The 24,488-nt window shown below is 72.4% G+C and carries 21 protein-coding genes; 11 read left to right on the top strand and 10 right to left on the bottom strand.

From position 1 onward, the window contains the following. Window positions 1-44 precede the first annotated feature (44 nt). Genes K1Y72_RS17275 through K1Y72_RS17285 form a run of 3 tightly spaced genes read left to right on the top strand, consistent with a single transcriptional unit; the run spans window position 45 to window position 3,389 of the window. Window positions 45-1,100, top strand: coding sequence for a substrate-binding domain-containing protein (locus K1Y72_RS17275; RefSeq protein ID WP_220167371.1), 1,056 nt, complete (start codon window positions 45-47; stop codon window positions 1,098-1,100). Window positions 1,101-1,155: 55 nt separating this feature from the next. Further along, window positions 1,156-2,364 (top strand): Gfo/Idh/MocA family protein, encoded by a 1,209-nt coding sequence (locus K1Y72_RS17280; RefSeq protein ID WP_220167372.1) that lies wholly within the window; start codon window positions 1,156-1,158, stop codon window positions 2,362-2,364. A gap of 14 nt (window positions 2,365-2,378) precedes the next feature. Further along, window positions 2,379-3,389: a sugar phosphate isomerase/epimerase family protein gene (locus K1Y72_RS17285; RefSeq protein ID WP_220167373.1), complete on the top strand. Its 1,011-nt coding sequence runs from the start codon at window positions 2,379-2,381 to the stop codon at window positions 3,387-3,389. Between the two features lie 45 nt (window positions 3,390-3,434). Here K1Y72_RS17285 and K1Y72_RS17290 read toward each other — a convergent pair whose 3' ends face one another. From K1Y72_RS17290 to K1Y72_RS17300, 3 genes are all read right to left on the bottom strand, one after another. Continuing rightward, window positions 3,435-4,835, bottom strand: a complete 1,401-nt coding sequence (locus tag K1Y72_RS17290; RefSeq protein WP_308287116.1) for an alkaline phosphatase PhoX — start codon at window positions 4,833-4,835, stop codon at window positions 3,435-3,437. A 101-nt stretch (window positions 4,836-4,936) separates the two neighbouring features. Beyond that, window positions 4,937-5,281, bottom strand: coding sequence for an STAS domain-containing protein (locus K1Y72_RS17295; protein WP_220167374.1), 345 nt, complete (start codon window positions 5,279-5,281; stop codon window positions 4,937-4,939). Beyond that, window positions 5,278-9,381 carry a SpoIIE family protein phosphatase gene (locus K1Y72_RS17300; RefSeq protein ID WP_220167375.1) on the bottom strand — a complete coding sequence of 1,368 codons (4,104 nt, stop codon included), beginning with the start codon at window positions 9,379-9,381 and terminating at the stop codon, window positions 5,278-5,280. Before K1Y72_RS17300 ends, K1Y72_RS17295 begins: the two co-directional genes overlap by 4 nt. Window positions 9,382-9,496: 115 nt before the next feature. Between K1Y72_RS17300 and K1Y72_RS17305 the strand changes: the two genes are divergently transcribed. Beyond that, complete coding sequence (locus tag K1Y72_RS17305) at window positions 9,497-9,853, top strand: STAS domain-containing protein (protein ID WP_220167376.1); 357 nt, start codon at window positions 9,497-9,499, stop codon at window positions 9,851-9,853. Window positions 9,854-9,865: 12 nt separating this feature from the next. On the opposite strand, the gene K1Y72_RS17310 is transcribed toward K1Y72_RS17305, so the two are convergent. Beyond that, window positions 9,866-10,219, bottom strand: a complete 354-nt coding sequence (locus tag K1Y72_RS17310) for an STAS domain-containing protein (RefSeq protein ID WP_308287117.1) — start codon at window positions 10,217-10,219, stop codon at window positions 9,866-9,868. A 123-nt stretch (window positions 10,220-10,342) separates the two neighbouring features. Here K1Y72_RS17310 and K1Y72_RS17315 point away from each other — a divergent pair, with 123 nt between their 5' ends. Together K1Y72_RS17315 and K1Y72_RS17320 are read left to right on the top strand one after the other, a co-directional pair. After that, window positions 10,343-12,010 (top strand): alpha-amylase family protein, encoded by a 1,668-nt coding sequence (locus K1Y72_RS17315; protein WP_220167377.1) that lies wholly within the window; start codon window positions 10,343-10,345, stop codon window positions 12,008-12,010. A gap of 69 nt (window positions 12,011-12,079) precedes the next feature. Beyond that, window positions 12,080-12,454, top strand: coding sequence for a cell wall-active antibiotics response protein (locus K1Y72_RS17320; protein ID WP_220167378.1), 375 nt, complete (start codon window positions 12,080-12,082; stop codon window positions 12,452-12,454). A 46-nt stretch (window positions 12,455-12,500) separates the two neighbouring features. On the opposite strand, the gene ligA is transcribed toward K1Y72_RS17320, so the two are convergent. From ligA to K1Y72_RS17345, 5 genes are all read right to left on the bottom strand, one after another. Then, a complete protein-coding gene (ligA, locus tag K1Y72_RS17325; protein ID WP_220167379.1) occupies window positions 12,501-14,588 on the bottom strand; it encodes an NAD-dependent DNA ligase LigA in 2,088 nt (695 codons plus the stop codon). Window positions 14,589-14,645: 57 nt separating this feature from the next. Beyond that, entirely contained in the window at window positions 14,646-16,982 is a 2,337-nt protein-coding gene (locus tag K1Y72_RS17330) for an ATP-binding cassette domain-containing protein (RefSeq protein ID WP_220167380.1), read from the bottom strand. A gap of 76 nt (window positions 16,983-17,058) precedes the next feature. Further along, window positions 17,059-18,069: a hypothetical protein gene (locus tag K1Y72_RS17335; RefSeq protein WP_220167381.1), complete on the bottom strand. Its 1,011-nt coding sequence runs from the start codon at window positions 18,067-18,069 to the stop codon at window positions 17,059-17,061. Between the two features lie 30 nt (window positions 18,070-18,099). Continuing rightward, window positions 18,100-18,450: a hypothetical protein gene (locus K1Y72_RS17340; protein WP_220167382.1), complete on the bottom strand. Its 351-nt coding sequence runs from the start codon at window positions 18,448-18,450 to the stop codon at window positions 18,100-18,102. Beyond that, window positions 18,447-18,815, bottom strand: coding sequence for a YbaB/EbfC family nucleoid-associated protein (locus tag K1Y72_RS17345; protein WP_220167383.1), 369 nt, complete (start codon window positions 18,813-18,815; stop codon window positions 18,447-18,449). Before K1Y72_RS17345 ends, K1Y72_RS17340 begins: the two co-directional genes overlap by 4 nt. 328 nt (window positions 18,816-19,143) lie before the next feature. Here K1Y72_RS17345 and K1Y72_RS17350 point away from each other — a divergent pair, with 328 nt between their 5' ends. The 3 genes from K1Y72_RS17350 to K1Y72_RS17360 all read left to right on the top strand — a co-directional run bounded on the left by K1Y72_RS17350 (window position 19,144) and on the right by K1Y72_RS17360 (window position 22,073). Continuing rightward, the gene (locus K1Y72_RS17350; RefSeq protein WP_220167384.1) at window positions 19,144-19,515 is read left to right on the top strand and encodes a hypothetical protein; all 372 of its coding nucleotides are present in this window, start codon (window positions 19,144-19,146) and stop codon (window positions 19,513-19,515) included. 175 nt (window positions 19,516-19,690) lie between these two features. Next, window positions 19,691-19,831 carry a hypothetical protein gene (locus K1Y72_RS17355; protein WP_220167385.1) on the top strand — a complete coding sequence of 47 codons (141 nt, stop codon included), beginning with the start codon at window positions 19,691-19,693 and terminating at the stop codon, window positions 19,829-19,831. 529 nt (window positions 19,832-20,360) lie between these two features. Beyond that, a complete protein-coding gene (locus K1Y72_RS17360; protein ID WP_220167386.1) occupies window positions 20,361-22,073 on the top strand; it encodes an ExeM/NucH family extracellular endonuclease in 1,713 nt (570 codons plus the stop codon). Window positions 22,074-22,139: 66 nt separating this feature from the next. On the opposite strand, the gene K1Y72_RS17365 is transcribed toward K1Y72_RS17360, so the two are convergent. After that, window positions 22,140-22,676 carry an ATP-binding protein gene (locus K1Y72_RS17365; protein WP_220167387.1) on the bottom strand — a complete coding sequence of 179 codons (537 nt, stop codon included), beginning with the start codon at window positions 22,674-22,676 and terminating at the stop codon, window positions 22,140-22,142. A gap of 65 nt (window positions 22,677-22,741) precedes the next feature. On the opposite strand from K1Y72_RS17365, the gene K1Y72_RS17370 reads away from it, so the two are divergent. Together K1Y72_RS17370 and K1Y72_RS17375 are read left to right on the top strand one after the other, a co-directional pair. After that, a complete protein-coding gene (locus K1Y72_RS17370) occupies window positions 22,742-23,518 on the top strand; it encodes a helix-turn-helix domain-containing protein (protein WP_220167388.1) in 777 nt (258 codons plus the stop codon). Then, window positions 23,509-23,697: a DUF397 domain-containing protein gene (locus K1Y72_RS17375; protein ID WP_220167389.1), complete on the top strand. Its 189-nt coding sequence runs from the start codon at window positions 23,509-23,511 to the stop codon at window positions 23,695-23,697. Before K1Y72_RS17370 ends, K1Y72_RS17375 begins: the two co-directional genes overlap by 10 nt. The last annotated feature ends 791 nt before the right edge of the window (window positions 23,698-24,488 follow it).

The raw sequence follows: 24,488 nt of genomic DNA on the forward strand, positions 1-24,488 counted from the left end.
CCGCAGTCCCGCCCCACGACCCCCCACCCCCACGGGAGCGAACCATGTCCGACCCCAGCCGCCTCGCCCGCAGGTCCCTCCTCACCGGCGGCGCCGTCCTCGGCGCGGGCGCCCTCGCCGCCGCCTGCACGAGCAACGCGCCGAAGGAGGACGCGGCCGCCACGCAGAACGTCGCGTCCGGCGGCGACAACGACAAGCCCGGCGCCAAGGTCACGATCGGCTTCTCCGCGCCCGCCGCCGACCACGGCTGGATCGCCGCCATCGCCAAGAACGCCGCCGCGCAGGCCCGCCGCTACTCCGACGTGACGTTCCAGGCCGTCCAGCCCACCAACGACATCAACCAGCAGATCTCCGCCGTCGAGTCGCTCATCGCCAAGAAGGTGAACGCGCTCGTGATCCTGCCGAACGAGGGCAAGCAGCTCAACCAGGTCGCCCGCAAGGCCGCCGACGCCGGCATCCCGGTCGTCAACCTCGACCGGGTCTTCCCCGACAAGCTGTCGTACCGGACGTGGATCGGCGGCGACAACTACGGCATGGGCGTCGCCGCCGGGCACTACATCGGCCGCAAGCTGAAGGCCGGGAACGCCTCGAACCCCGTCATCCTGGAGATCCAGGGCATCGCGACGCTGCCGCTCACCCAGGAGCGCAGCAAGGGCTTCGCCGACGCGCTCGCCACCTACGGCTACAAGGTGACCGCCAGGCAGGACGCCAAGTTCACCGTCGAGTCCGGCAACCAGGTCGCCGGCAACCTCCTCCAGGCGCACAAGAAGATCGACGCCATCTGGAACCACGACGACGACCAGGGCGTCGGCGTGCTCGCCGCCATCAAGCAGGCCGGCCGCAAGGACCTGTTCATGGTCGGCGGCGCGGGCTCGGCCAACGCCATGCGCGAGATCAAGGCGGGCGGCGTCCTGGAGGCCACCGTCACCTACAGCCCGACGATGGCGTCCTCGGCCGTCCGCATCGCCCGCCTCATCGCGCAGAACAAGGGCATGGCCGACCTCGTCGAGCAGGAGGTCCCGCAGTCGATCACGCTGGCGTCCGAGACGGTCACCCGGGACAACGTCGACCGGTACCTGCCGCTCGGCTTCGAGTCCTGACCCGGGACCGCCCGCCGCCGGGCGCCCGCCGCACACGTGAGGAGATCCCATCCCCATGACCAACGACCGCAGCCCGGCCGGCGCCCTCGGCATCGGCATGGTGGGGCACGCCTTCATGGGCCGCACCCACTCGCAGGCGTGGCGCAGCGTCTCCGCGTTCTTCGCCCCGCCCCTCACGCCGGTCATGGCGGTGCTGGCCGGCCGCGACCGGGCGCGGACGGCCGCGGCGGCCGCGTCCCTCGGCTGGGCGGCGGCGGTGACCGACTGGAAGGAGCTGCTGCGCCGCGACGACGTCGGCCTCGTCGACATCTGCACGCCCGGCGACACGCACGCCGAGATCGCCGTCGCGGCGCTGGAGGCCGGCAAGCACGTGCTCTGCGAGAAGCCCCTCGCCAACACCGTCGCCGAGGCCGAGGCCATGGCCGCCGCGGCGCGGGCGGCACGCGGGCGCGGCGTGCGGGCCATGGTCGGGTTCAACTACCGACGGGTCCCCGCGCTCGCCCTCGCCCGGCGCCTCGTCGCGGCCGGCCGGATCGGCACCGTCCGGCACGTCCGCGCCCAGTACCTCCAGGACTGGCTCGTCGATCCGGAGTTCCCGCTCGTCTGGCGCCTGGACGCCGAGCGCGCCGGGTCGGGCGCGCTCGGCGACATCGGCGCGCACATCGTGGACGCCGCCCAGTACGTCACCGGCGACCGGCTGGCCGGCGTCACCGCGCTCACCGAGACCTTCGTCCGGGAGCGCCCCCTCGCCACCGCCGCCGCGGGCCTCGCCGCCACCGGGGACGGCGGCGGCGCCCGCGGCCCGGTCACCGTGGACGACGCGGCGCTGTTCATCGGCCGCACCGAGGGCGGCGCGCTCGCCTCGTTCGAGGCGACCCGGTTCGCCACCGGCCGCAAGAACGCGCTGCGGCTGGAGGTGAACGGGTCGGCGGGCAGCCTCGCGTTCGACTTCGAGGCGATGAACGAGCTGTGGTTCCACGACGGCGCCGAGGACGCGGACACCGCCGGGTTCCGCCGCGTCCTCGTCACCGAGCCCGGCCACCCCTACGCGGGGGCGTGGTGGCCGCCCGGCCACCTGCTCGGCTACGAGCACACCTTCACCCACCAGGCCGCCGACCTGCTCGCGGCCGTCGCCGCCGGCACCGACCCGGCGCCGTCGTTCGACGACGGCCTCCAGGTGCAGCGCGTCCTCGCCGCCGTCGCCGGCAGCGCCGCGGCGGGCGGCGGCTGGACCCCGGTGGACCCGCCCGCCGCGGCCCCCTGACCGAGGAGACGACGATGCCGCGACCGATCACCCTGTTCACCGGCCAGTGGGCCGACCTGCCGTTCGAGGAGGTCTGCCGGCTCGCCGCCGGCTGGGGCTACGACGGCCTGGAGATCGCCTGCTGGGGCGACCACTTCGAGGTCGACCGCGCCCTCGGCGAGGACGGCTACGTCGACGGGCGCCGCCGCGTCCTGGAGGAGCACGGCCTGCGCGTCTGGACGATCTCCAACCACCTGGTCGGGCAGGCCGTCTGCGACGACCCGGTCGACGAGCGGCACCGGGCGATCCTGCCCGCCCGGATCTGGGGCGACGGCTCCCCCGAGGGCGTCCGGCGGCGCGCCGCCGCGGAGATGGCCGACACCGCCCGCGCCGCCGCGCTCCTCGGCGTCGACACCGTCGTCGGGTTCACCGGCTCCTCGGTCTGGCACACCGTCGCGATGTTCCCGCCCGTCCCGGCGGCCATGGTGGAGCGCGGCTACGCCGACTTCGCCGACCGGTGGAACCCGATCCTCGACGTGTTCGACGAGGCCGGCGTCCGCTTCGCGCACGAGGTGCACCCGAGCGAGATCGCCTACGACCACGCGACGACCGCCCGCGCCCTGGAGGCCGTCGGGCACCGCCCGGCGTTCGGCCTCAACTGGGACCCCTCCCACATGATGTGGCAGGGCGTCGACCCGGCCGGCTTCCTGCTGGACTTCGCCGACCGGATCTACCACGTGGACTGCAAGGACACCAAGGTCCGCCGCCCCGACGGCCGCCGCGGCCTGCTCGGCTCGCACCTGCCGTGGGGCGACCCGCGGCGCGGCTGGGACTTCATCTCGACCGGCCGCGGCGACGTCCCGTGGGAGGACTGCTTCCGCGCCCTCAACACCATCGGCTACCGGGGGCCGGTCTCGGTCGAGTGGGAGGACGCCGGCATGGACCGCCTCACGGGTGCTCCCGAGGCGCTGGCGTTCGTCCGCGCCCTCGCCGGGATCGAGCCGCCGGAGACGTCGTTCGACGCGGCGTTCGGCTCCGCGGACTGACGCGCGAGGGCCGGCCCGGCCGCGCCGCCGGGCCGGCCCCGCGGGTCAGTGGCGGCGCCCGCTGCGCCAGGGGCCGGTGATGGCGAAGACGTGGCCGGGCGTCTGGATGTTGGCGAACAGGATGCGGCCGTCGTGGCTGAACGTCGGGCCGGTGAACTCGCTGGTGTTGAGGTCGTTGCGGGCCAGCGGGTAGGCGGTGCCGCGGTCGGTGACGCCGACCAGGTGGCTGACGCCCTCGCCGTCCTCGGCGAGGATGACGCCGCCGTAGGGCGAGACGGTGATGTTGTCGGGGCCGTCGAAGGCGCCGTCCACGTCGGGGTTCGGGTTCACCCCGAAGATCGCCTTGAGGGTGATCGTCTCGTGCCTCGGGTCGTAGAACCAGACCTGGCCGTCGTGCTCCCTGGCGCTGCCGTCGCTGGTGCGGGCGTAGCTGGCGACGAAGTAGGCGCCGCCGTCGCCCCACCAGGCGCCCTCCAGCTTGCGGCTGCGGGTGATCTGGTCGTCGGTGAACTGCTTGCGGACCGACGTCGTCTTCGCGTCGCGGTCGGGGACGTCCACCCACGCCACCTTGTAGCGGGTGCCGGGCGTGGTCGCCAGCGACAGGTCGGGGACGTGCGCGCCGCCGCTGGACGCGCGCAGCGCCTGCAGCTTCCCGGCGGTGTCGCCGCCCTCGGACAGGGCGAGCTCGCGGAGGGCGCCCTTGCGGCCGTGGAAGTGGCGCGGCGGCGTCCAGCGGTAGTAGAGGCCGTTCGGGCCGGACGCGTCCTCGGTCAGGTAGATCGCCGAGGTGTGCGGGTCGACGGCGACGGCCTCGTGCGAGTAGCGGCCGAGGAACTTCAGCGGGACCGGGTCCTGGTTGGCCCTGCGGTCGAAGGCGTCGACCTCGAACACGTAGCCGTGGTCCCTGGTGAACTTGCCGGTGGCGCGCTGCTCGGTCTCCTCGCAGGTCAGCCAGGTGTTCCAGGGGGTGCGGCCGCCCGCGCAGTTGTTGTGGGTGCCGGCGAGGCTGACGTACTCGCGGATCCGGTCGCCGTCGCGGTCGAGCACGATGTTGGTGGTGCCGCCGCCCGCGCCCGGGTCGTAGGTGAGGCCGGGCAGGGCGGGGACGGCGTAGGGCTCGTCGCCGCCGATCTCGTGGTTGTTGACCAGCACGATCTGGTCGCCCCTGTGGAAGCTCGCGGTGCCGTCGGCGTCGCTCGGCGTCGGCTCGCCCGACTCCAGCCTCGTCACGCCCGCCTGCGCGACGACCTTGTACGTGAAGCCCTTGGGCAGCGCCAGCAGCTTGTTCGGGTCCGCGATGACGGGCCCGTAGCCCGCCGAGTGCCGGGCGACCTCGGCGGCGGCGGTGGAGCCCGCCACGGCCTCCACGCTGCCGGCGAACGCGATGCCGATGCCGCCCGCCGCGCTGGTGCGCAGCAGGTCGCGGCGGGAAAGGGAAGAACCCACGGGGCCACCTCGTGTTGACTCATGCCGATGCGTGCCGCCCAGACAAGCGGAGCGCGCCGCTCGCCACGAGACGGCCACCGGTCCCGAAGGTTAACGCCCGGCTAACCTTCCGGGGCGGCGCCGTCGCGGCCGTCGCCGTCGCGGCCCGCGCCGTCGAGGCCGTGGACGGTGAGCAGGGTGGTGAGGCCCGAGACCGTGAGCACGGGCTCCAGCAGCGGCGTCGCGACCAGCTCCACGTGGGCGGCGTGCGCGAACAGCGCGGCGAGGCCCGCGCTGTCGAGGTAGCCGACGCCGGTCAGGTCCACCACGAGGGGGGCGCCGTCGGACGTGCCCGCGAGCTCGGCGGCGAACCGCGCCACGTTGCTCATGTCGATCTCGCCGACCGCGGTCAGCACGCGCCGGCCGTCGCCGCGCCGCGACAGCGCGAGGGTGAGCGGAGTGGTCATGAGCCGATCCTCGTGTGCATGTCGACGGTGGTCCCGGTCGCCTCGTGCAGGACGGTGACCCGGTTCATCATGGCCCGCATCAGCGGCAGCCCGCGCCCGCGGTGGGCGTTCTCCTCCGGCCGCGGCGGCCGCCAGGTCCCGCTGTCCTCGACCGCCAGGTACAGGTCGTCGGCGGTCGCCGACACCCGCATCCGCACGGTGCTGCCGGGACTGTCGCGGTACCCGTGCTCGATGGCGTTCGCGCACGCCTCCCCGGCCGCCACGAGGACGCTCTGGATCTGCCGGGGCGCGAGCCCGCACGCCCCCAGCCAGTCGCGCAGCGCCGACCGGACGGGCGCGAGCTGCCCCGACTCGGCCGGGAACGCCACGTCCAGCGGCGCCGGATGCCGGTAGATGAGCAGCGCCACGTCGTCGTCGTAGCCCTCCTCGGGCGCCAGCCGCGCCATGATCTGCCCGGCCAGCTCGTCCAGCGGCGCGGTGCGGCCGGCCTGCACCGCCGCGCCCGCCTGGTCGATGCCGGCGCTCAGCGGGCGGCGGCGCCGCTCGACGAGGCCGTCGGTGTAGAGCAGCAGCGTGCCGCGCGGCGGCATCGAGCAGGTCGCCTCGGGGCGCGGCCGGCCGGGGCGGGCGGCGAGCGGCAGCGCCCGCGCCTGGTCCAGCATCAGCACCGTGCCGTCGGGGTGGGTGAGGATGCCCGGCGGGTGCCCGGCGCTGGAGTAGGTGAGCTCCCCGGTGGCCGGGTCGAGCACGCCGCAGAAGACGGTGGAGCAGAACGCGCCGGGGATCGACGCGGCGAAGTGGTCGAGCGCGACGAGCGCCGCCGACGGCCGGGCGTCCTGGATCAGCAGCGCCCGGCAGGCGCTGCGGAGCTGGCCCATGACGGTGGCGGCGGCGAGGCCGCGGCCGACGCAGTCGCCGACGACGATGCCGATGCGGCCGTCGGGCAGCCGGACCGTGTCGTACCAGTCGCCGCCGACCTCCAGCGGCGGCGTCGCCGGCTCGTAGCGGACGGCGAACCCGTCCGGCAGGTCGGCCGGGCCGAGGATGGCGCGCTGCAGGGTGAGCGCGGTCTCGCGCTGCTGGTCGATCTGGTGGACGCGGTGCAGTCCCTGCGCGAGGCGGCCCGACAGCAGCGCGAGCAGCGTCCGGTCCTCCTCGGTGAAGGGCCGGCCGCGGTGCGGCTCGATGTGGACGGCGAGCAGCCCGCCGGGGTGCTCCAGGGTGACGCCCGTCCCGGCCGGGCTGAGCGGCGGCCGGTCGCGGAGGGCGGTGAGCTCGGCGCGCAGCGCGGGATCCAGGCCGTCCCAGCCGACGGCGTCCGGGCCGGTCGCCGTCACGGCGGGCTCGGCGCCGTCCGGGGTGAACAGGGCCGCGACGACGCGGCGGGCGTTCCACAGCCCGCGCAGCTCGCCGAGGGCGCCGGTGAGCGCGTCGGCGAGGCTGCCGGCCTCCGACAGGCGCAGGCTGAGCGCGGCGGTCGCGGTCTCGCGCTGCACCGCGTAGTGGTCGGCGGTGACGTCGCGGAAGGTGCCGACGACGAGCGTCGCGCCGGTGTCGGGGTCGGTGACGGGGTTGAAGCTGGCCGCCAGCCACACCTGGTGGCCGTCGCGGTGCCGCGCCGGGTAGGTGAAGCTGCCCTTGCCGGTCTCCAGGAGCCGCTCGTACACCTGCGTGAACAGCGCGAACCCCTCGGGGTCGGCGTCGGGGTCGGGCCACCAGGGGTGCCGGAAGGCGTAGGGCAGGCCCTCGGGCCCGTAGCCGAGGATGTCGGCGAACGCCGCGTTGATCTCGATGACCGAGCCGTCCGCGTCGACGACGAAGAACGCCTCCTGGAGCGAGTCGACGAGCGCCGTCCGCCAGCGCGCGTGGTGGTTGCGCAGCCGGGCGAGCTGGACGTTGGCGCGGACCCGGGCGAGCAGCTCGGCCGCCGAGAACGGCTTCACCAGGTAGTCGTCGGCGCCCGCCTCCAGGCCCTCGATGGACGCCTCCTGCCCGGCCCGCGCCGACAGCAGCAGGACGGGCGTCCCCGCGGTGCGCCGGTCGCCGCGCAGCGCCGCGACGAGCTGCAGGCCCGACATGCGCGGCATCATCACGTCGCTGACGACGAGGTCGGGCGGGTCGGCGCGGACGGCGTCCAGCGCGGCCCGCCCGTCGGTCACGGCCGTCACCTCGTAGCCGGCGGCCTCCAGCAGCCGGGCGAGGTACTGGCGCATGTCGGCGTTGTCGTCGGCGATGAGGACGCGCGCGGCGAGCGCCGGCCCGGCCGCCTGCACCTCGCCGCCGTAGGCGGGCTCGGGCTGCGCGCCGTCGGGCAGCCAGCGCAGCGCCTCCTGCACGTAGGGGTCGGCGCCGGCCGGGAGCGCCTCGCCGCTGCCGGCCGGGACGATCGACGCGGCCGGCAGGTGCGCCGCGCCGAACGGCAGCGCGATGGTGAAGGCGGTGCCCTCCCCCGGCCGGCTCGCCGCGGTGATCGTGCCGCCGTGCAGGCCGACGAGCTCCTGCACGAGCGCGAGGCCGATGCCGCTGCCCTCGTTGGAGCGCGAGCGGGCGTTCTCGATGCGGTGGAACCGCTCGAACAGCCGCGGGATCTCGTGCTCGGGGACGCCGACGCCGGTGTCGGCGACGGTGACGACGGCGTGCCCGTCGCGCGCGCGCACCCGCACCCGGATCGCGCCGTCGAAGGTGAACTTCAGCGCGTTGCTGAGCAGGTTGAGGACGACCTTCTCCCACATGCCGCGGTCGATGTACACCGGTTCGGGCAGCGGCGGGCAGTCGACCTCGAAGGCCAGCCCGGCGCGGTCGACGGCCGAGCGGAACACGCTGGCGAGGTCGGCGGTGACGGCGGCGAGGTCGACCGGCTCGTAGGCGGCCTGCATGCGGCCCGCCTCGATGCGCGAGAAGTCCAGCAGGGTGTTGACGAGCTTGCCGAGGCGGAGCCCGTTGCGGTGCACGACGTCCAGCTCGGTGCGGGTGCGCTCGTCGGCGTCGCCCAGCGAGGCGCGCAGCTCCTGCAGCGGCCCCATGATCAGGGTGAGCGGGGTGCGGAACTCGTGGCTGATGTTGGAGAAGAACGCGGTCTTGGCACGGTCGAGCTCGGCGAGCTCCTCGGCGCGGCGCTGCTGGTCCTGGTAGGCGATCGCGGCGTTGACGAGCGCGGCGATCTGCCGGGCGACCAGCGCGAGGAACGAGGCGTAGGCGTCGTCCAGGGTGCGGCCGGCGGTGGCGGCGAGCACGACCGCGCCGATCGGCTCGGCGCCGGTCTCGCCGGCGAGCGGCAGCACCACGGCCTCGGCCGGCGGGGACTCCCAGCCGCCGGCGGGCAGCGGCGGGAACCGGTCCCGCACGTCGGCCACGGTGACCGGCTCGCCGGTACGGACGGCCTCCTCGACCGGCCAGCCGGCCGCGCCCTGGACGAAGGCGGCGGCGCCGGCGTCCGGGTCGCCGGTGGCGGCGAGCTCGAAGCCGTCGCCGTCCGGCCGGCGCAGGTAGACCGCGCCGAACGGCACGTCGCGGCCGGCGCGGGCCAGCACCTCGGCGACGAGGCCGCACGCCTCGGCGACGCTGCGCGCGTTGCCGGCCTGCGCGCCGAGGTCCTGGAGGACGGCGAGGCGCCGCTCGCCGATGACGCGCTCGGTGGTGTCGCTGACGGCGGTGAACACGCCGCGGACGGCGCCGTCGTCGTCGTGCAGCGGGCTGTAGGAGTAGGTCCAGTAGGTCTCTTCGAGGTAGCCGTGCCGGATGAGCGGCAGCAGCAGGTCCTCCGACCAGGTGGCCTCGCCGGTCGCCATCACCGACTCCAGCATCGGGCCGATGATGTGCCAGATCTCGGTCCACACCCGCTCGCCGGGCTTGCCGAGCGCGGGATGGTTGGTGCCGAGCAGCGGCAGGTAGGCGTCGTTGTAGAGGAAGCGCAGCTCCGGACCCCACCAGACGATCATGGGGAAGCGGGAGGTGAGGCAGATCCGCACGGCGGTCCGCAGGCTCGCGGGCCAGGCGTCCGGCGCGCCCATCGGGGTGTCCCCCCACGGGTGCTCGCGCATCCGCGCGCTCATCTCACCGCTGCCGGGGAAGAGCAGCCCCGCCGGCTCGGCACCGCCCATGCCCGCCTCCGTCCGGTGCCGCGCCCACCGACCGCCGGATGGGCGGCCGGCATTTCCGTAGGATAGGACAGGCGCGCAGATGGCGGAGCCGTTCGGCACCGTCGGAAAGGCCGTTATGACCCTCCGTGAGCTCAGCACCGACCTCCGCCGCTACACCGGCGGGTTCAGCCTCGTCACGGTCACCGGGGAACTGGACTACGGCAACGCCGTCGTGCTCAGCAGCGCGCTGGACGAGGTCTCGCTCCGCACGGGCGGCGGCCTCGTGCTCGACCTGGCCGAGCTCACCTACTGCGACTCCACCGGCATCACCGTGTTCATCAGCGCCTACAAGCGGGCGGTCGCGTCGGGCGCCCGGTTCGCGCTCGCCGCCCCGAACCCCGACCTCGCGCGGGTGCTCGGCATCATCGGGCTGGACGACTTCTTCGCCCTGCACGCCGACGCCGACGAGGCGATGCGGGCGATGCTGTCCTAGCGGCGAGAGCGGCTAGCCGCCGGTGAGCGTCCCGGCCAGGCCGGTGATCTCCAGCATCTCGGCGACCAGCGGCGACATCGCGCCGACGACGAGGACGCCGCCCGCGGCCCGCTGCGCCTTCCACGCGGTGACCAGGGTGTTGAGGCCGATCGAGTCGCAGAACCCGACGGCCGCGAGGTCGAGCGTGACGTGCGCCGGCGCGGGCCGCGGGCCCGCGCTCTCGGCGGCGAGGCGCGCGGTGAGCGCGCCCGCCGTCCCGTAGTCGAGCTCGCCCGCCAGGACGAGGACGAGCCGGTCCGGCTCGGGCCGGGCCGCCGTGATGCGCAGCGCGCCCGCTTCGGGCGCCGCCCCGGCTTCGTCGGTCACGCGGATACCTCCATGCGGGTCATTGTGCCGAGCGCCGCGAGCGGACCGCACACCGTCCCCCCGCAACGGCAGTATGTCCACTCGGTTGGGATCAATCCCGCCGGAAGGGGTATCGCGGCGCGCATGAGACTGAGCCGCACCGCCGACCTGTGGTGGAAGAACGCCGTCGTCTACTGCCTGGACCCCGAGACCTACCAGGACGGGAACGGGGACGGCTGCGGCGACTTCCGCGGCCTCACCCAGCGCCTGGACCACCTGGAGCGGCTCGGCGTGACGTGCGTCTGGCTGATGCCGTTCTACCCGACCCGCGAGGTCGACGACGGCTACGACATCACCGACTTCTACGGGGTGGACCCGCGCCTCGGCACGCTCGGCGACGTGGTGGAGTTCGTCCGCACCGCCCGCGACCGCGGCATCCGCGTGATCATCGACCTGGTCGTCAACCACACCTCCGACCACCACCCCTGGTTCCTGGACGCCCGCTCCAGCCGCGACTCGCGGTACCGCGACTGGTACGTGTGGGCCGACGAGCCGCCGAAGGACGGCCCGCAGGGCGTCACCTTCCCCGACAAGGAGAAGAGCCTCTGGACCTACGACCGCAAGACCCGCCAGTACTACTTCCACCGCTTCTACCACCAGCAGCCCGACCTCAACATCACCAACCCCGAGGTGCGCGACGAGATCGCCCGCATCATGGGCTTCTGGATGGAGCTCGGCATCGCGGGGTTCCGCGTCGACGCCGTCCCGTTCATGCTGGAGACCACCGGGCAGGCCGAGGCCGCCCGGCTGCCCGACCCGCACGACTACCTGGCCGACCTGCGGTCCTTCCTGGCCCGCCGCAACGGCGAGGCCGTCCTTCTCGGCGAGGTCAACCTGCCGTACAAGGACACGATGGCGTTCTTCGGCGAGCGCGGCGACCAGCTCACCATGTGCTTCGACTTCATCGGCATGCAGCGGACCTACCTGTCGCTCGCGCGCGGCGACGCCCGCCCGCTGGCGCGGGCGCTCCGCGACCGGCCCGTGCCGCCGAAGGACGCGCACTGGGCGACGTTCGTCCGCAACCACGACGAGCTGACGCTCGACAAGCTGACCGACAAGCAGCGCCAGGAGGTCTTCGCGGCGTTCGGCCCCGACGAGGACATGCAGGTCTACGGGCGCGGCCTGCGCCGGCGGCTGCCGACGATGCTGAACGGCGACATGGCCAAGATCAAGATGGTGTACAGCCTGATGTTCGGGCTGCCGGGTACGCCGGTGCTGTTCTACGGCGAGGAGCTCGGGATGGGCGAGAACCTCGACCAGGAGGGCCGGCTCGCCGTCCGCACCCCCATGCAGTGGGCGCCCGGCGAGCGCGGCGGTTTCTCCCCCGCCGACCCGCGCGCGTTCCCGGCGGCGTTCCCGGCCGGCGACTACGGTCCCGACCGCGTCAACGCCGCCGCGCAGCGCCGCGACCACGACTCGCTGCTCAACTGGATCACCACGCTGACCGAGCGGTACCGCGAGGCCCCCGAGATCGCCTGGGGCGAGTTCACGCTGCTGGAGGCGGGCGACGACGCCGTCCTCGCCTGCCGCTACGACGCCGACGGCCACACCGTCGTCACCGTCCACAACCTCGGCGCCACCGAGGCCGAGGCCACCCTGAAACTGGACGGCCTGGGCGCCGAGTGCACCCTCACCGACCTGCTGGTGGACGGCAGCACCGACCTCGCCGAGGACGGCGCCCTCACCCTGCGCCTGGAGCCCTACGCCTGCCGCTGGCTCCGCGCCGTCCACCCCACCGAGGCGCCCGCCTGACTTTTGTCATGCCGGAGCGGTGATCGCGGACACTGCACGGCGCTCCCGGCAGGCCGTAGATTTCCGGTCATGACGAACAGCGAGCAGGTCCCCGGCACCCCGGCCCCCGTCCCCTCCACCAAGCTCCACCTGGCCCTCCTCGGCGGGTTCCGCCGCGAGGGCGCCTGGCGGCCGGCGCGCCGCACCATCGCGGTGACGCCGGTCGGCGGCGTGGACTTCGACCTCACCGGCGCCGAGCTCCCGGCCGGCGAGTTCACCCTCGTCAAGGTGTCGGTCGCGGGCGGCGTCGACCTCACCGTCCCGGCGGGCCTGAACGTCACCGTGCAGGGCTTCAACCTGTTCGGGCGGCGCGCCGAGGGCGTCGCGTCCGGCGTCGAGGGCGCCCCGACGCTGCACGTGCACGCCTACGGCATCGCCGGCGGCGTCAAGATCCGCCGGGCGTGACGGCCGGGGCGGCGGGTCGGCGGAAGGCGGGTCAGAGGAAGGCGGGTCAGAGGAAGGCGGCGACCTCCGCGGCGAACTCGTCGGGGGTGGCGATCCGCACGCCGAGCTCGGTCGCCTTGTCCTTCTTGGAGCCGGCCTTCTCGCCGGCGACGAGCAGCGCCGTCTTCGCCGACACCGACGAGGACGCGCGGCCGCCGGCCCGCTCGATCAGCTCGTTGACCTGGTTGCGGGACAGCTCGGCCAGCGGGCCGGTCATGGAGCCGGTGACGACGATGGACATGCCGGTGAGCGGCAGCTCGATGCCGCCCTCGGCGGCGTCGGCGCCCTCGGGGACGTCCGCGCGGGCGGCGGGGCCGGTGGCGCCGGGCTCGTCCATCCGGAGGCCGGCGGCGGCGAGGCGGTCGATGAGCGGGGCCAGCTCGGCGATCTCGGCGACGAGCAGCGCGGCGCGCTCGGGCCCGACGCCCTCGACCTCCTGGAACGCCTCGGCGTCCGCGGCGCGGATCGCGTCCATGGTGGCGAAGTGGCGGGCGATGCGCCGCGACATCGAGCGGCCGGTGCCGCGGACGCCGAGCGCGCAGAACACCTTGTTCAGCGGCTTGGCCTTCGCGGCCTCGATGGCGTTCAGCAGGTTGTCGGTGCTGGTCTCGCCCATGCGGTCGAGCTCCAGGAGCTGCTCGCGGGTGAGGGCGAACAGGTCGCCGAAGTCGGTGACGCGGCCGGCCTCGACGAGCTGGCTCACGATCTTCTCGCCGAGGCCCTCGATGTCGAGCTGGTCGCGGCCGACGGCGTAGCGGACCGAGGCCAGGGCGTGGCAGGCGCGGCCCCGCGCGCACCGCCACCGCTTCTGCGCGTCGTCGATCTCGCCGCCGCAGCGCGGGCACGCCGCGGGGATCGCGATGGGCGTCTCGGCGCCGGTGCGCAGGTGCACGACGGGCGCCTCGACGCGCGGGATCACGTCGCCCGCCCGGTAGACGGTGACGTGGTCGCCGATCATCAGGTCGCGGCGGGCGATGTCGCCGGCGTTGTGCAGGGTCGCGTAGCGGATCTCGGCGCCGTCCACCACGACCGGCTCCAGCTCGGCGCGCGGCGCGATGATGCCGGTGCGGCCGACGTTCCACTCCACCGCGACCAGCCGGGTGATCTTCTCGACGGCGGGCAGCTTGTAGGCGACGGCCCAGCGCGGCGCGCGCGAGGACAGGCCCGCGGCGGCCTGGTCGGCGGCGAGGTCGGCCTTGACCACGATGCCGTCGATGCCGAACTCCAGCCCGGCGCGCAGCGCGGCGATCTCGCCGACCCGGTCCTGGACCTCCTCGACGGTGGCGGCGACGGTGCCCGCGACCGGCGTCGCCGCCGTGGTGTTGGCGCCGAGCCGCGCGACCAGCTCCATGAGCGCGCTGTGCGGGTCCTCGCGGAGGGCGGCGGCGAGGTCGTCGCCGGACTCCAGCGGCAGCGCGCCGTAGGCGAAGAACGTCATCTCGACGCTGTAGGCGCGGTCCTTGGCGCGCAGCGACCCGGCGGCGGCGCTGCGCGGGTTGGCGAAGGCGGTGCCGCCGCTCGCGACGCGGGCCTCGGTGGCCGCCTCGAACTGGGCGCGGGTCATCAGCACCTCGCCGCGCAGCTCCAGCGAGACCGGCTCGGCGAGCTCGGCGGGCAGCCCGGCCACGCTGCCGGCGGCGTGCGTGACGTCCTCGCCCGCCGCGCCGTCGCCGCGCGTGACGAGCCGCACGAGCCGCCCGTCCCGGTACCGCGCCGAGATCGCCAGGCCGTCGAGCTTCGGCTCGACGCTCCACCGCTCGACCGGGCGGCCGATGCGGCGCTCCACCCCGGCCGCCCAGGACGCCAGCTCCTCGGGTCCGAAGACGTTGTCCAGGCTCAGCATCGGGACGGTGTGCGGGACGTCCCCGACGACCGCTCCCCCGGCGACCTTGCCGACCGGCGACTCGGGCAGCGCCTCGCCGGGGTGCGCGGCCTCGTAGGCGGCGATGCCGCGGACCAGGCGGTCGAAGGCGTCGTCGTCGAGGACGGAGTCGCCCTCGCCGTAGTAGGCGGCCGAGGCGGTGACGGCGGTCTGGACGGCGGCGGCGTAGGCGGCCCGATCTGCGATCTCGGTGTGCCCGGGGGTCTCGGTCATGGGCTCATTCTCCCGCGCGGCAGTGACATTCCCGGGAGCCGCGGATGCCCGTTTCGTCTACCGCAGGCGCGCCTTGAGGTAGGGCGCGGTGACGCTGCCGCCCGCGGCGGCGACCTCGGCCGGGGTGCCCTGCGCGACGATGCGGCCGCCGCGGTCACCGCCGCCGGGACCGAGGTCGATGACGTGGTCGGCGCCCGCGACGACGTCCATGTCGTGCTCGACGACGACGACCGTCGCGCCGCCGTCCACCAGGGCGTTCAGGCGGCCCATCAGCAGGTCGGCGTCGGCGGGGTGCAGGCCGGTGGTGGGCTCGTCCAGCAGGTAAAGGGTGTCGTCCTGGCGAGCGCGCTGTAGCTCGGACGCCAGCTTGATGCGCTGCGCCTCGCCGCCCGACAGCTCGGTGGCGGGCTGCCCGAGGCGCAGGTAGCCGAGGCCGACGTCCTGCAAGGTGCGCAGGGCGCGGGCGGCCGGCGGCACCTCGGCGAGGAACGTGGCGGCGTCGTCCACCGTCATGGCGAGCACCTGCGCGATATCGGCGCCGTTCCAGCGCACCTGGAGCGTCTCGGGGTTGTAGCGGGCGCCGTGGCAGACGGGGCAGGGCGCGTAGGTGGACGGCAGGAACAGCAGCTCGACCGAGACATAGCCCTCGCCCTGACACTCGGAGCAGCGTCCGCCCTCGACGTTGAAGGAGAACCGGCCCGCGTCGTAACCGCGCTCGCGCGCCTGCGGGGTCGCGGCGAACAGCTTGCGGACGGTGTCGAACAGGCCGGTGTAGGTGGCGAGGTTGGAGCGCGGCGTGCGGCCGATCGGTTTCTGGTCGACGCGGACGATCCGGTCGATGCCGGCCTCCCCCAGCACGTCCAGGAGCGTCGACTTGCCCGACCCGGACACGCCGGTGACGGCGGTGAGGACGCCGAGCGGCACGTCGGCGTCCACCCCGTGCAGGTTGTTGCGGTCGATGCCGTGCACCGCGAGCCATCCGGACGGCTCGCGCGGCGCGCGCGCCGGGTAGGCGTGCTCGCCGAACAGGTAAGGGCGGGTGGCCGATTCGGCGACGCCCCGCAGGTCCTCGACGGGGCCGCTGTGCAGGACGCGCCCGCCGTTCACGCCCGCGGCGGGGCCGACGTCCACCAGCCAGTCGGCGTGCCGCACCACGTCGAGGTCGTGCTCGACCAGGAACACGCTGTTCCCGGTCTGCTTGAGTCGCGCCAGCACCGAGATCAGCGCCTCGGTGTCGGCGGGGTGCAGGCCGGCGGACGGCTCGTCCAGCACGTACACGACGCCGAACAGGCCCGATTTCAGCTGCGTGCCGAGGCGCAGCCGCTGGAGCTCGCCCGACGACAGCGTGGGGCTGGACCGGTCGATGCTGAGGTAACCGAGGCCGAGCTCGACGAGGACCTCGATGCGCGCCGTCAGATCTTGCGTGAGGACGCCCGCCGGCCCCTCCTCGCGAACATGGGGCGCGAGGGCGGCGGCGAGCTCGGCCAGTGGCAGCGCGGCGAGCTGTGAGATGTCGCGCCCGGCGAAGGTCACCTTGAGCGCGTCGGGGTTGATGCGGCCGCCATGGCAGAGCGGGCACGTGCTGCTGGCGAGGAACTCCGCCGCCTTCCTGCGGCGCGCCTCGCTCTTGGACTCGGCGAACGCCTTCAGCAGCAGCTTCGCGGCGCTCGTGTAGGTGCCCTGGTAGTCGCGCTGGATGCGGTGCGCTTCCCGTACGGGATGGACGGTGACGACGGGCCGCTCGTCGGTGAACAGGATCCAGTCGCGCTGCTCCTGCGGCAGGTCCCGCCAGGGCCGGTCGACGTCGTAGCCGAGCTCGGCGAGGATGTCGCGCAGGTTCTTGCCCTGCCACGCGCCCGGCCAGGACGCGATCGCGCCCTCGCGGATCGTCAGCGACGGGTCCGGCACCATCGACGCCTCGCTCGCCTCATGCACCTCGCCCTGCCCATGGCAGCGCGGGCAGGCCCCGACGACGGTGTTCGGCGAGAAGTGGTCGGAGTCCATGAACGGGACGCCCGCCGGATAGTCACCGGCCCGCGACATCAGCAGGCGCAGCGAGTTGGACAGCGTCGTCACCGTCCCGACCGACGACCGCGCGGACGGCACCGAGCGCCGCTGCTCCAGCGCGACCGCGGGCGGCAGCCCGGTGACCTCGTCCACCTTCGGGGTGCCGGCCTGATGCAGCAGGCGGCGCGCGTAGGGCGCCACCGACTCCAGGTAGCGGCGCTGCGCCTCGGCGTACAGCGTCCCGAACGCCAGCGACGACTTCCCGGATCCGGACACGCCGGTGAACGCCACCAGCGCGTCCCGCGGCACCGCCAGCGACACGTCCCGCAGGTTGTTCTCCCGCGCCCCCCGCACCCGCACGAACGGGTCGCCCGCCCCAGTCTCCATGATCCCCAGGCTAACCCTGCGTCACCGCCACCCCCGTGGCCGGTGCGCCCGCTCCGCCGCCGAGGGCGGCCCCGCATCAGTCCGAAGGGTTCAGCAGGGCGTTGATCTCCCGGCCGCTCGGCACCCGGCTGTCACGGTCGTCCTCCTCGGACTGCCCGACACCGCCCGCGAGCTTGATCCCGCCACCGATGAGGGGATCCCTGGGGCCGTACTCGAAGGGCAGGGTGCGACCGTTGCGGCCCCCTAGAGCACGCCGCGCCGCCAGCCCGTCCTCCACCAGCTCCCTTCCCATGCCGCCGGGGCCGAGCGCCCGGTTCCCGCCCTTCCCGGTGAGCTTCCAGAACGACTTGTCACGCAGGTCTCCCAGCGACTTGGAGACTTTGGCGAGCACCTCCTGCATCTTGCGAAGGATCTTCATGACCTTCTGCACGATGCGGGCGCCGCGCGAGATCGCCACCGCGGCCTCTCCGGTGGTCGCGGCGGCGGCCGCGGCCTCCGACGCGCCGAGGGTGGGGACGGCGGCGGCCTGCGCGGCCAGCCAGGTCACGATGAGCCACTCCACGAACTGGGAGATGAGGTCCTTGATCGTGGACATCGCGATGTCCATCAGCGACGCGGTGAGCGAGAGGAGCGCGCGGATGTGGTCCACCTCGCCCGCCGTCGCCCGCGTCCCCTCGATGAACTCACCGATCTTCCGCTTGGCCGTCGCGCTCGCCGGCCCCTCCCAGCCGAGCAGGTCGCTCTCCAGCGTCTTGCCCATGTCGGCGGCGAGCCGCTGGATGCTCTTGCCGACCTCGCCCCAGGCGTCCCGCTGGTCGTCGATGGCGTCCTTGTCACCGGTGACCCAGGTCAGCATGTCGTTGAGCGGCTTGATCCAATCGATGAGGAATCCGACGCCGGCCCCGACCAGGGCGCCCAGCGGGTCGAGCCAGGCGAGTACCCCGGTGGCACCCACGTCCGCGATGTCGGCGGCGAGAGAGGAGAGATCATCGTTTTTGACGTGCTTCTTGATGTTCTCCCAGTGGCTCCAGCCGGGCACATTGCCCGTGGCCGCGTCCTTCGCGCTGTCGAAAAGATCGTAAGTCATGCCGGCACGCGGCCTCTCCAGGTGGCATGGTCATTTCTTCTTGGGCGGCGACATGACCGGCGGGTCGGTCTCCAGCTGTTTGATCCTCGCGAGGATCTTCTCGTCCGCACCCGCGTAGTGCCGGGCCGTCTGCGTCATCGAGCGCTCGGCATCGACCAGGAACGTCGAGATCATTCCGAGGTGCTCGTTGAGCTCCTTCACGAGTTGGCCGTAGTTCACCGAGAACGCCGCACCGACCAGCCCCCACTCGTGGCCGCTCACCGCCGGACGCGCCTTCGAAGCGGCTTCCGTCGTTTTGGCACGGTCGCTGAAGCCGTCCAAGTGCTCCGCAGCGGTCATGAGTTTCCGCACGTTGTAGCGGGTTTCTCCGCCCGGGCTCATCGCCGCTCCCCGGCGGCGGGGTCGTCCAGCGCGGGCAGCCGCGCCTCGACCATCGCGACCACGTCCATGTTCGGTGTGAGTTCCTGGACGCGTTCGGCGAGCCGGCGGGAAACGTCGGCGCTCGCTCGGGCGATCGTCTCCATCAGTAGCCGCGCCAGCCCATTCGGTCCGTGCCGCAGTGCTCGGTCGGTGAGCTGGATGCCGGTGACGGCGCCGCCTGGGGCGACGGTGACGGAGACGGTGCGGTCCTCGGACTGCGCCGCACCCGACATCGTGCCGAGATCAGTGCGCAACTCCTGATATTGGCGGATCTTCTGCTGCGCATCGGCGGACAGCCGGGCGAGGGCGTCTTCGGGGGATTCCACCCGCAATGATCTGCTCCCCTGCACTGACCCAGTCAATCCTTCTGCAAGGATTCGCGCTCAATAGTGTCAGATTTGCCCAAAAGGACGTGACGGACTACCTTCCTGCTCCATGTCGCGGAAGACACGCTCCATCCCTCGCTCCGCCAAACGTCGTCGCCGCATCGCCTTCCGCTTGGAGCACCCTCCGAAGTCACTGCGGTGCGTGCTCTACTCCATGGCCGTACTGGCAGGGACATGGACCAGCTTCGCCGCCTTTGTCCTACTTTCCACCGGGCACGAGACATTAGCCGCTGGGCGTGGGACCATCGAGTCGTGCCACCGCTGGCCGGTGAGCATGTGGACCACCTATGAATGCACACTGTCACCAGAAGGCTTCACGGGCGCCTATGACGCCGGACGGGTGCAGACGATCCGTCCTCTGCACGGGGCCGTCGACCTTCAGGTCCGCAAACTTCAGGTCCGCGAACCCAAGGTCCGCAAAACCATGCGACCCCGCCGGAGCCAACCGCTGGCGATTCTGGTGGAGGCCCGGACACCGCGCCGTTCGGACTGGTGGGAGGCCCTCGGCGCGGTCATCCTCCTGGCGACCGTCGGCTGGGTGCTCTACAACGAGCTCCGCCTGCTGCGCCTGATCGCCTGGTTCGTGCGCCCGGCCGCGGACCGGCGAAGCCGTACCCCGCGATCACGCCGAAAGCCTTGACGTTTCCGAAGAGCGCCGCACGGGTTTCAGGACGACCTTTTTGACGACGGACGGCCGGCGCGTCCAGCGATCCCCGGCCACCCGGACGCGTGCACGACGAACGCGCAAGGCCGGACTTGTCCGCGCCGTACGAGCCGGGCCGGCCTCCCGCCCCACGTCGCGGAAGACGGAAGCGGTGCCCCTCTCGACCGAGCTCTGCCGCCGCATCGCCTTTCGCCCGGAACGACCGCCGGCGCTGCTGGGACTCGTGCTCTACATCGTGGCCCTACTGGCAGGGGTGTGGACCTTCTATGCCGCCATGAGCCTCGTCGACTAGGGCACAGGACCATCGACGCAGGGCGCGGCGCCGTCGAGACATGCCACCGCGCGCCGCTGACCTTGTGGATCATCTACGAGTGCACGCTGTCGCCTGAAGGTTTCACGGCCGACCGCAAGGCCGCCAAAGTCACGGCGATCCACCGCCTGCACGGACCCGTCGACCTTCAAGTCCGTGAGCCCATGCGAAGGCGCGGGGGTGGGGGCGGGGACGCCGACGTCCTGGTGGAGGCTGGGGCACCGCGGCGTTCGCGCCGGTGAGAGCTTCTCGCCTTCGCCGTCCGAGCAACGGCTACCGCCTGGGTGCTCTGGCGCGGGTTCAATCCGCCGCGCCTGCCGACCTGGTTCGTGTGTCCGACGGCGGACCGGCCGGCCCCGGTCCCGCCGGAAGCGGCGACGCCGCTGAGGAGCGGATCCCGGCCGCCCCCGGGCTCCCACCCACCCCATGAATGCGGCAATCTACGTTAAATTGGTCGACACTTCGCCAATAGTTCCGCGCGGGACGTTCCGCCCGTTCTACGCTGCCGCGCATGCGCAGATCCGCAGCAGCGACCTTCGCGGCCGTCCTGTCCGCCGGCCTCCTCACGGCCGCCGGCACCACGGCCGCCCGGGCGGACGACCCCGCCCCGTGCGAGACGCCCGCCACCCACCAGATCGCCGAGGTGCAGGGCGCCGGCGACGCCTCGCCGCTCGCCGGGCAGACCGTCCGCGTCGAGGGCGTGGTGACCGGCGACTTCCACGGCGCCGACCAGCTCAAGGGGTTCTTCGTCCAGGACCCGACGCCCGACGCCGACCCGGCGACCTCCGACGGCGTGTTCGTCTACTCGACCAAGGCCGTCAAGGCCGGCGACCGGGTGCTCGTCACCGGCAAGGTCACCGAGTACAACGGGCTGACCGAGCTGTCGCCGGCGACGGCGGTCGACGTCTGCGGCACCGGGACCGTCGAGCCCGCGCGGGTGACGCTCCCGCTGCCGAAGGGCGTGACCGCCGAGCGGTACGAGGGCGTCCTCGTCCGGTACCCGCAGCGCCTCACCGTCTCGGAGACCTACGACCTCGGCCGCTACGGCGAGCTGACGCTGTCGGCGGGCGGGCGGCTGTTCCAGCCGACCGACCGGCGCCACAAGGGCACCGAGGCCGACGCCGAGGCCGCCAACGCCGCCCGCACCCTGCTGATCGACGACGGCTCGAACGTGCAGAACCCCGCGACCGTCCCCTACAGCAGCCCGCAGGTGGTGCGGTCGGGCGACAGCACCCGCGGCCTGACCGGCGTGCTCACCTACGGCTTCGGCACCTACCTGCTGGAGCCGACGCCGCTCCCGGCGTTCGACCGCACGAACCCGCGCCCGGCGAAGCCCCGCAACGTCGGCGGCGACGTCAAGGTCGGCAGCTTCAACACCCTCAACTGGTTCACCACGCTGAACCAGCGCGGCGCCAACACCGCCGCCGAGCAGGAGCGCCAACTCGCCAAGCTCGTCGCCGCCGTCAAGGGCCTGAACCCCGACGTGGCGGGCCTGATGGAGGTCGAGAACAACGGCGACACCGCCATCAAGGCGCTGGTCGACAAGCTGAACGAGGCCGTCGGCGCCGGCACCTACACCTGGGTGACCGGGCCGAACCCCGGCACCGACGCGATCCACGTGGCGCTCATCTACAAGCCCGCCAAGGTCCGCCCGGTCGGCGCCGCGGGCTCGTCCGACGTCGCGGTGTTCGAGCGGCCGCCGCTCGTGCAGACCTTCCAGCCGGTGCGCGGCGGCAAGCGCTTCACGGTGATCGTGAACCACTTCAAGTCCAAGGGCTGCACCGGCGCGACCGGCGCCGACACCGACCAGAAGGACGGGCAGAGCTGCTTCAACGCCCGCCGCGTCGCGCAGGCCAACGCGATCGTCGACCTGGCGAGGACGGTCGAGAACCCCCTCGTCCTCGGCGACCTCAACGCCTACGGCGAGGAGGACCCGATCAAGACGCTGGAGGCCGGCGGCCTGGTCGAGCAGGCGAAGCGCTTCATCCCCGCCCGCGACCGCTACAGCTACGTCTTCGACGGCCTCGCCGGCGAGCTCGACCACGTCCTGGCCGGCAAGGCCCTGTCCAAGCGCGTCACCGGCACCACCATCTGGCACATCAACGCCGACGAGGCGACGTTCCTGGACTACAACACCGAGTACAACCAGCCGCAGTACTACGCCCCCGACCCCTACCGGTCGTCGGACCACGACCCGGCCCTCATCGGCCTCGACCTGCGCTGACGCCCCTCGCTCTCCCGCAGAAGCCCGCCACCTCCCGGTGGCGGGCTTCTCCGCGTTCGCGCCGCGCTACACCGCGCGCTCGGCCCTGAGCACGCACCACACGACCTTGCCGCCGCCACGCAGCGGATGCCATGCGAGCTCGCGAGTGGTGAGCCTGACCAGGAACAACCCGCGCCCTCCCTCGCCGACCAGATCCTCGCCGAGGACGAGCGGCGGCCGGTCGCTCGCGTCGAGCACTTCCAGCACCGCCCGCCCTCCACGATCGAGAAAGGCGCGGACCTCGATCGCCCCGCCCGCCGTCTCGCCGTGCCTCAGCGCATTCGTGACCAGTTCCGAAGCGATCATCTCCGCCGCGGAACTCGCGCCGGCGGCGAACCCGTGATCGTAAACCCAGTCCCCCACCCACACCCGCCCGACCCGCACCTGCTCCGGCACCGCATCGATCTTGAGAATGGCTCGCCCATTGCGCGCCGGCGGCGGCCTCTCCACCTTGATCGGTTCGCGGCATTCCCGCATGCCATCCCCGCCCTTCACGTTGTGTATGCGATCGGTGACACAGTCCCGCTCGGCGGCGTAGTGTGACCAGCGACCGAAGTGATACATGCCAGGGCTGGACGGTTCACGAAAGATCGCAAGTCAGATCAGGCCAGAGCGGAGAGAGAATGCCAGTGCAACCAACGACCGCGTCGCGCCGCTTCGGAGAGATCGTCAACGGATACCGCGAGGCAGCGAAGATCACTCGTGCGACCCTGGCCAATAAAATCTTCGTGAGTCCCAGTTTTATGGGCAGGATCATCAACGGCACATCGCGGTGCAAGCTCGAGAACGCCGAGAAGCTGGACAAGGAGTTGAACGCCGGCGGAGCCATCATCAAGGCATGGAAAAGATACATCGAAGGCAGCGAGCGCCCCCGCGCACTCACCGATTATTCAGAGCTGGAGGCGACGGCCACGACTTTGAGGTCCGTGCAGACCATGTACGTTGACGGCCTACTACAGACGGAGGACTACGCCCGCGCACTGCTACGGACAGACAAGAACTTGAAAGAACGCGCCGAACGGCAGAGAATGCTGGAGCGCGAGGATCCACCGACCGTGTACGTCATCCATGACGAGAGCGTGCTCTACCGAGAAGTCGGATCACCTAAGATCATGAGCGAACAGCTCAACCACCTCCTCAACCTGTCCGAGCGCCGGAATGTGCACATTCAGATCGCCCGGTACTCCAGTTACCGCGATCTGAGCGTGAGCGGCTCGTACGCGTTGGCCATCCAGCAAGATCTCACCATGCTGGGCTTCATGGAGGCCAACATCGGAGGGGAGACCGTACATGCGCACAAAATACTGTCCGTGCTAATGAATACTTTCACGATCCTGCAAGGCCAAGCCTTGAACTTTGAAGATTCGCGAGCTTTCATGAGAAAGGCGATAGAAAAATGGAATTGAATAAAGCGACTTGGAGAAAATCTTCTTACTCCGGCGGCAACGACGGCAACCACTGCATTGAACTGGCCGCCGCCACCGACGTGATCGGAGTGAGAGACAGCAAAGCTCGCAGCCTGGGCCACCTGTCCATGAGCCGCAAGGAATTCGCGCAGCTCAGCGAAGCGATCAAGGCCCTGTAAGCCCCGGTTTTACGCTCAGCGGCCAGCAGCGGCGGCCCAGCGCGCCTCCACGTCACGCGCCCACCCTCTCTCACGCCCCCCGGAGCCAGCGCCCACCCCTTCAGTTCACCCCTCCAATCATGACCACCCAGCGACACCAAGCGAGTGACTGGGCGGTCATCGAACGTTGACTTGCGGCGTGTTGCGCACTTGAAACGTTTCAAATGCGCAACACGCCGCAAGTCAACAAAGAGCGACCGGGTGGTCACGGCCTCGGCAGGGGTAGGCGAGCCCAAAGGACGGGCGGATCCAGGACGGAAGGTTGGCCGATCAAGGCTGCTCGACGATGGCGGTTCCGCCATTCAGCGGCCCCCTCCTCCGACCGCCCAGTTCCCCGCCTAGCAATGACCACCCGGTCGCCGCGCGTTGAGATGCGGCGTGTTGGCCATTTTGAAGATCGAAAATGGCCAACACGCCGCATCTCAACTTTTGACGACCGGGCGGTCATGGGCGGCGAGGGTCACCGACTGGGCGGGCTGGAGAAGCGCGGGGCGCGGCAGGGCCGCCATCGCCGAGCAAAGGCGGCCGGCGACGGAAACCCGGGGGCATTCCCGCATCACGCGCCGCTTTTCCCGGACCCGGACCCGCCGAGGCCGGCGCCCCGCCTGCCGCCTGCCGCCTGCCGCCTGCCGCCTGCCGCCTGCCGCCTGCCGCCTGCCGCCTGCCGCCTGCCGCCTGCCGCCTGCGACCATGATCGCCTGACGGCGACAGGCGAATGACCAGCTGGTCATCGAATGTCGAGTTGCGGCGTG

Origin of the sequence: Actinomadura parmotrematis, assembly GCF_019458805.1 — a bacterium.
Lineage (GTDB): Bacteria > Actinomycetota > Actinomycetes > Streptosporangiales > Streptosporangiaceae > Spirillospora > Spirillospora parmotrematis.

Coding starts and splice junctions, on each gene's coding strand:
- K1Y72_RS17275 (WP_220167371.1), top strand. CDS start 45: ATGTCCGACCCCAGCCGCCTCGCCCGCAGGTCCCTCCTCACCGGCGGC.
- K1Y72_RS17280 (WP_220167372.1), top strand. CDS start 1,156: ATGACCAACGACCGCAGCCCGGCCGGCGCCCTCGGCATCGGCATGGTG.
- K1Y72_RS17285 (WP_220167373.1), top strand. CDS start 2,379: ATGCCGCGACCGATCACCCTGTTCACCGGCCAGTGGGCCGACCTGCCG.
- K1Y72_RS17295 (WP_220167374.1), bottom strand. CDS start 5,281: ATGACCACTCCGCTCACCCTCGCGCTGTCGCGGCGCGGCGACGGCCGG.
- K1Y72_RS17300 (WP_220167375.1), bottom strand. CDS start 9,381: ATGGGCGGTGCCGAGCCGGCGGGGCTGCTCTTCCCCGGCAGCGGTGAG.
- K1Y72_RS17305 (WP_220167376.1), top strand. CDS start 9,497: ATGACCCTCCGTGAGCTCAGCACCGACCTCCGCCGCTACACCGGCGGG.
- K1Y72_RS17315 (WP_220167377.1), top strand. CDS start 10,343: ATGAGACTGAGCCGCACCGCCGACCTGTGGTGGAAGAACGCCGTCGTC.
- K1Y72_RS17320 (WP_220167378.1), top strand. CDS start 12,080: ATGACGAACAGCGAGCAGGTCCCCGGCACCCCGGCCCCCGTCCCCTCC.
- ligA (WP_220167379.1), bottom strand. CDS start 14,588: ATGACCGAGACCCCCGGGCACACCGAGATCGCAGATCGGGCCGCCTAC.
- K1Y72_RS17330 (WP_220167380.1), bottom strand. CDS start 16,982: ATGGAGACTGGGGCGGGCGACCCGTTCGTGCGGGTGCGGGGGGCGCGG.
- K1Y72_RS17335 (WP_220167381.1), bottom strand. CDS start 18,069: ATGACTTACGATCTTTTCGACAGCGCGAAGGACGCGGCCACGGGCAAT.
- K1Y72_RS17340 (WP_220167382.1), bottom strand. CDS start 18,450: ATGAGCCCGGGCGGAGAAACCCGCTACAACGTGCGGAAACTCATGACC.
- K1Y72_RS17360 (WP_220167386.1), top strand. CDS start 20,361: ATGCGCAGATCCGCAGCAGCGACCTTCGCGGCCGTCCTGTCCGCCGGC.
- K1Y72_RS17365 (WP_220167387.1), bottom strand. CDS start 22,676: ATGTATCACTTCGGTCGCTGGTCACACTACGCCGCCGAGCGGGACTGT.
- K1Y72_RS17375 (WP_220167389.1), top strand. CDS start 23,509: ATGGAATTGAATAAAGCGACTTGGAGAAAATCTTCTTACTCCGGCGGC.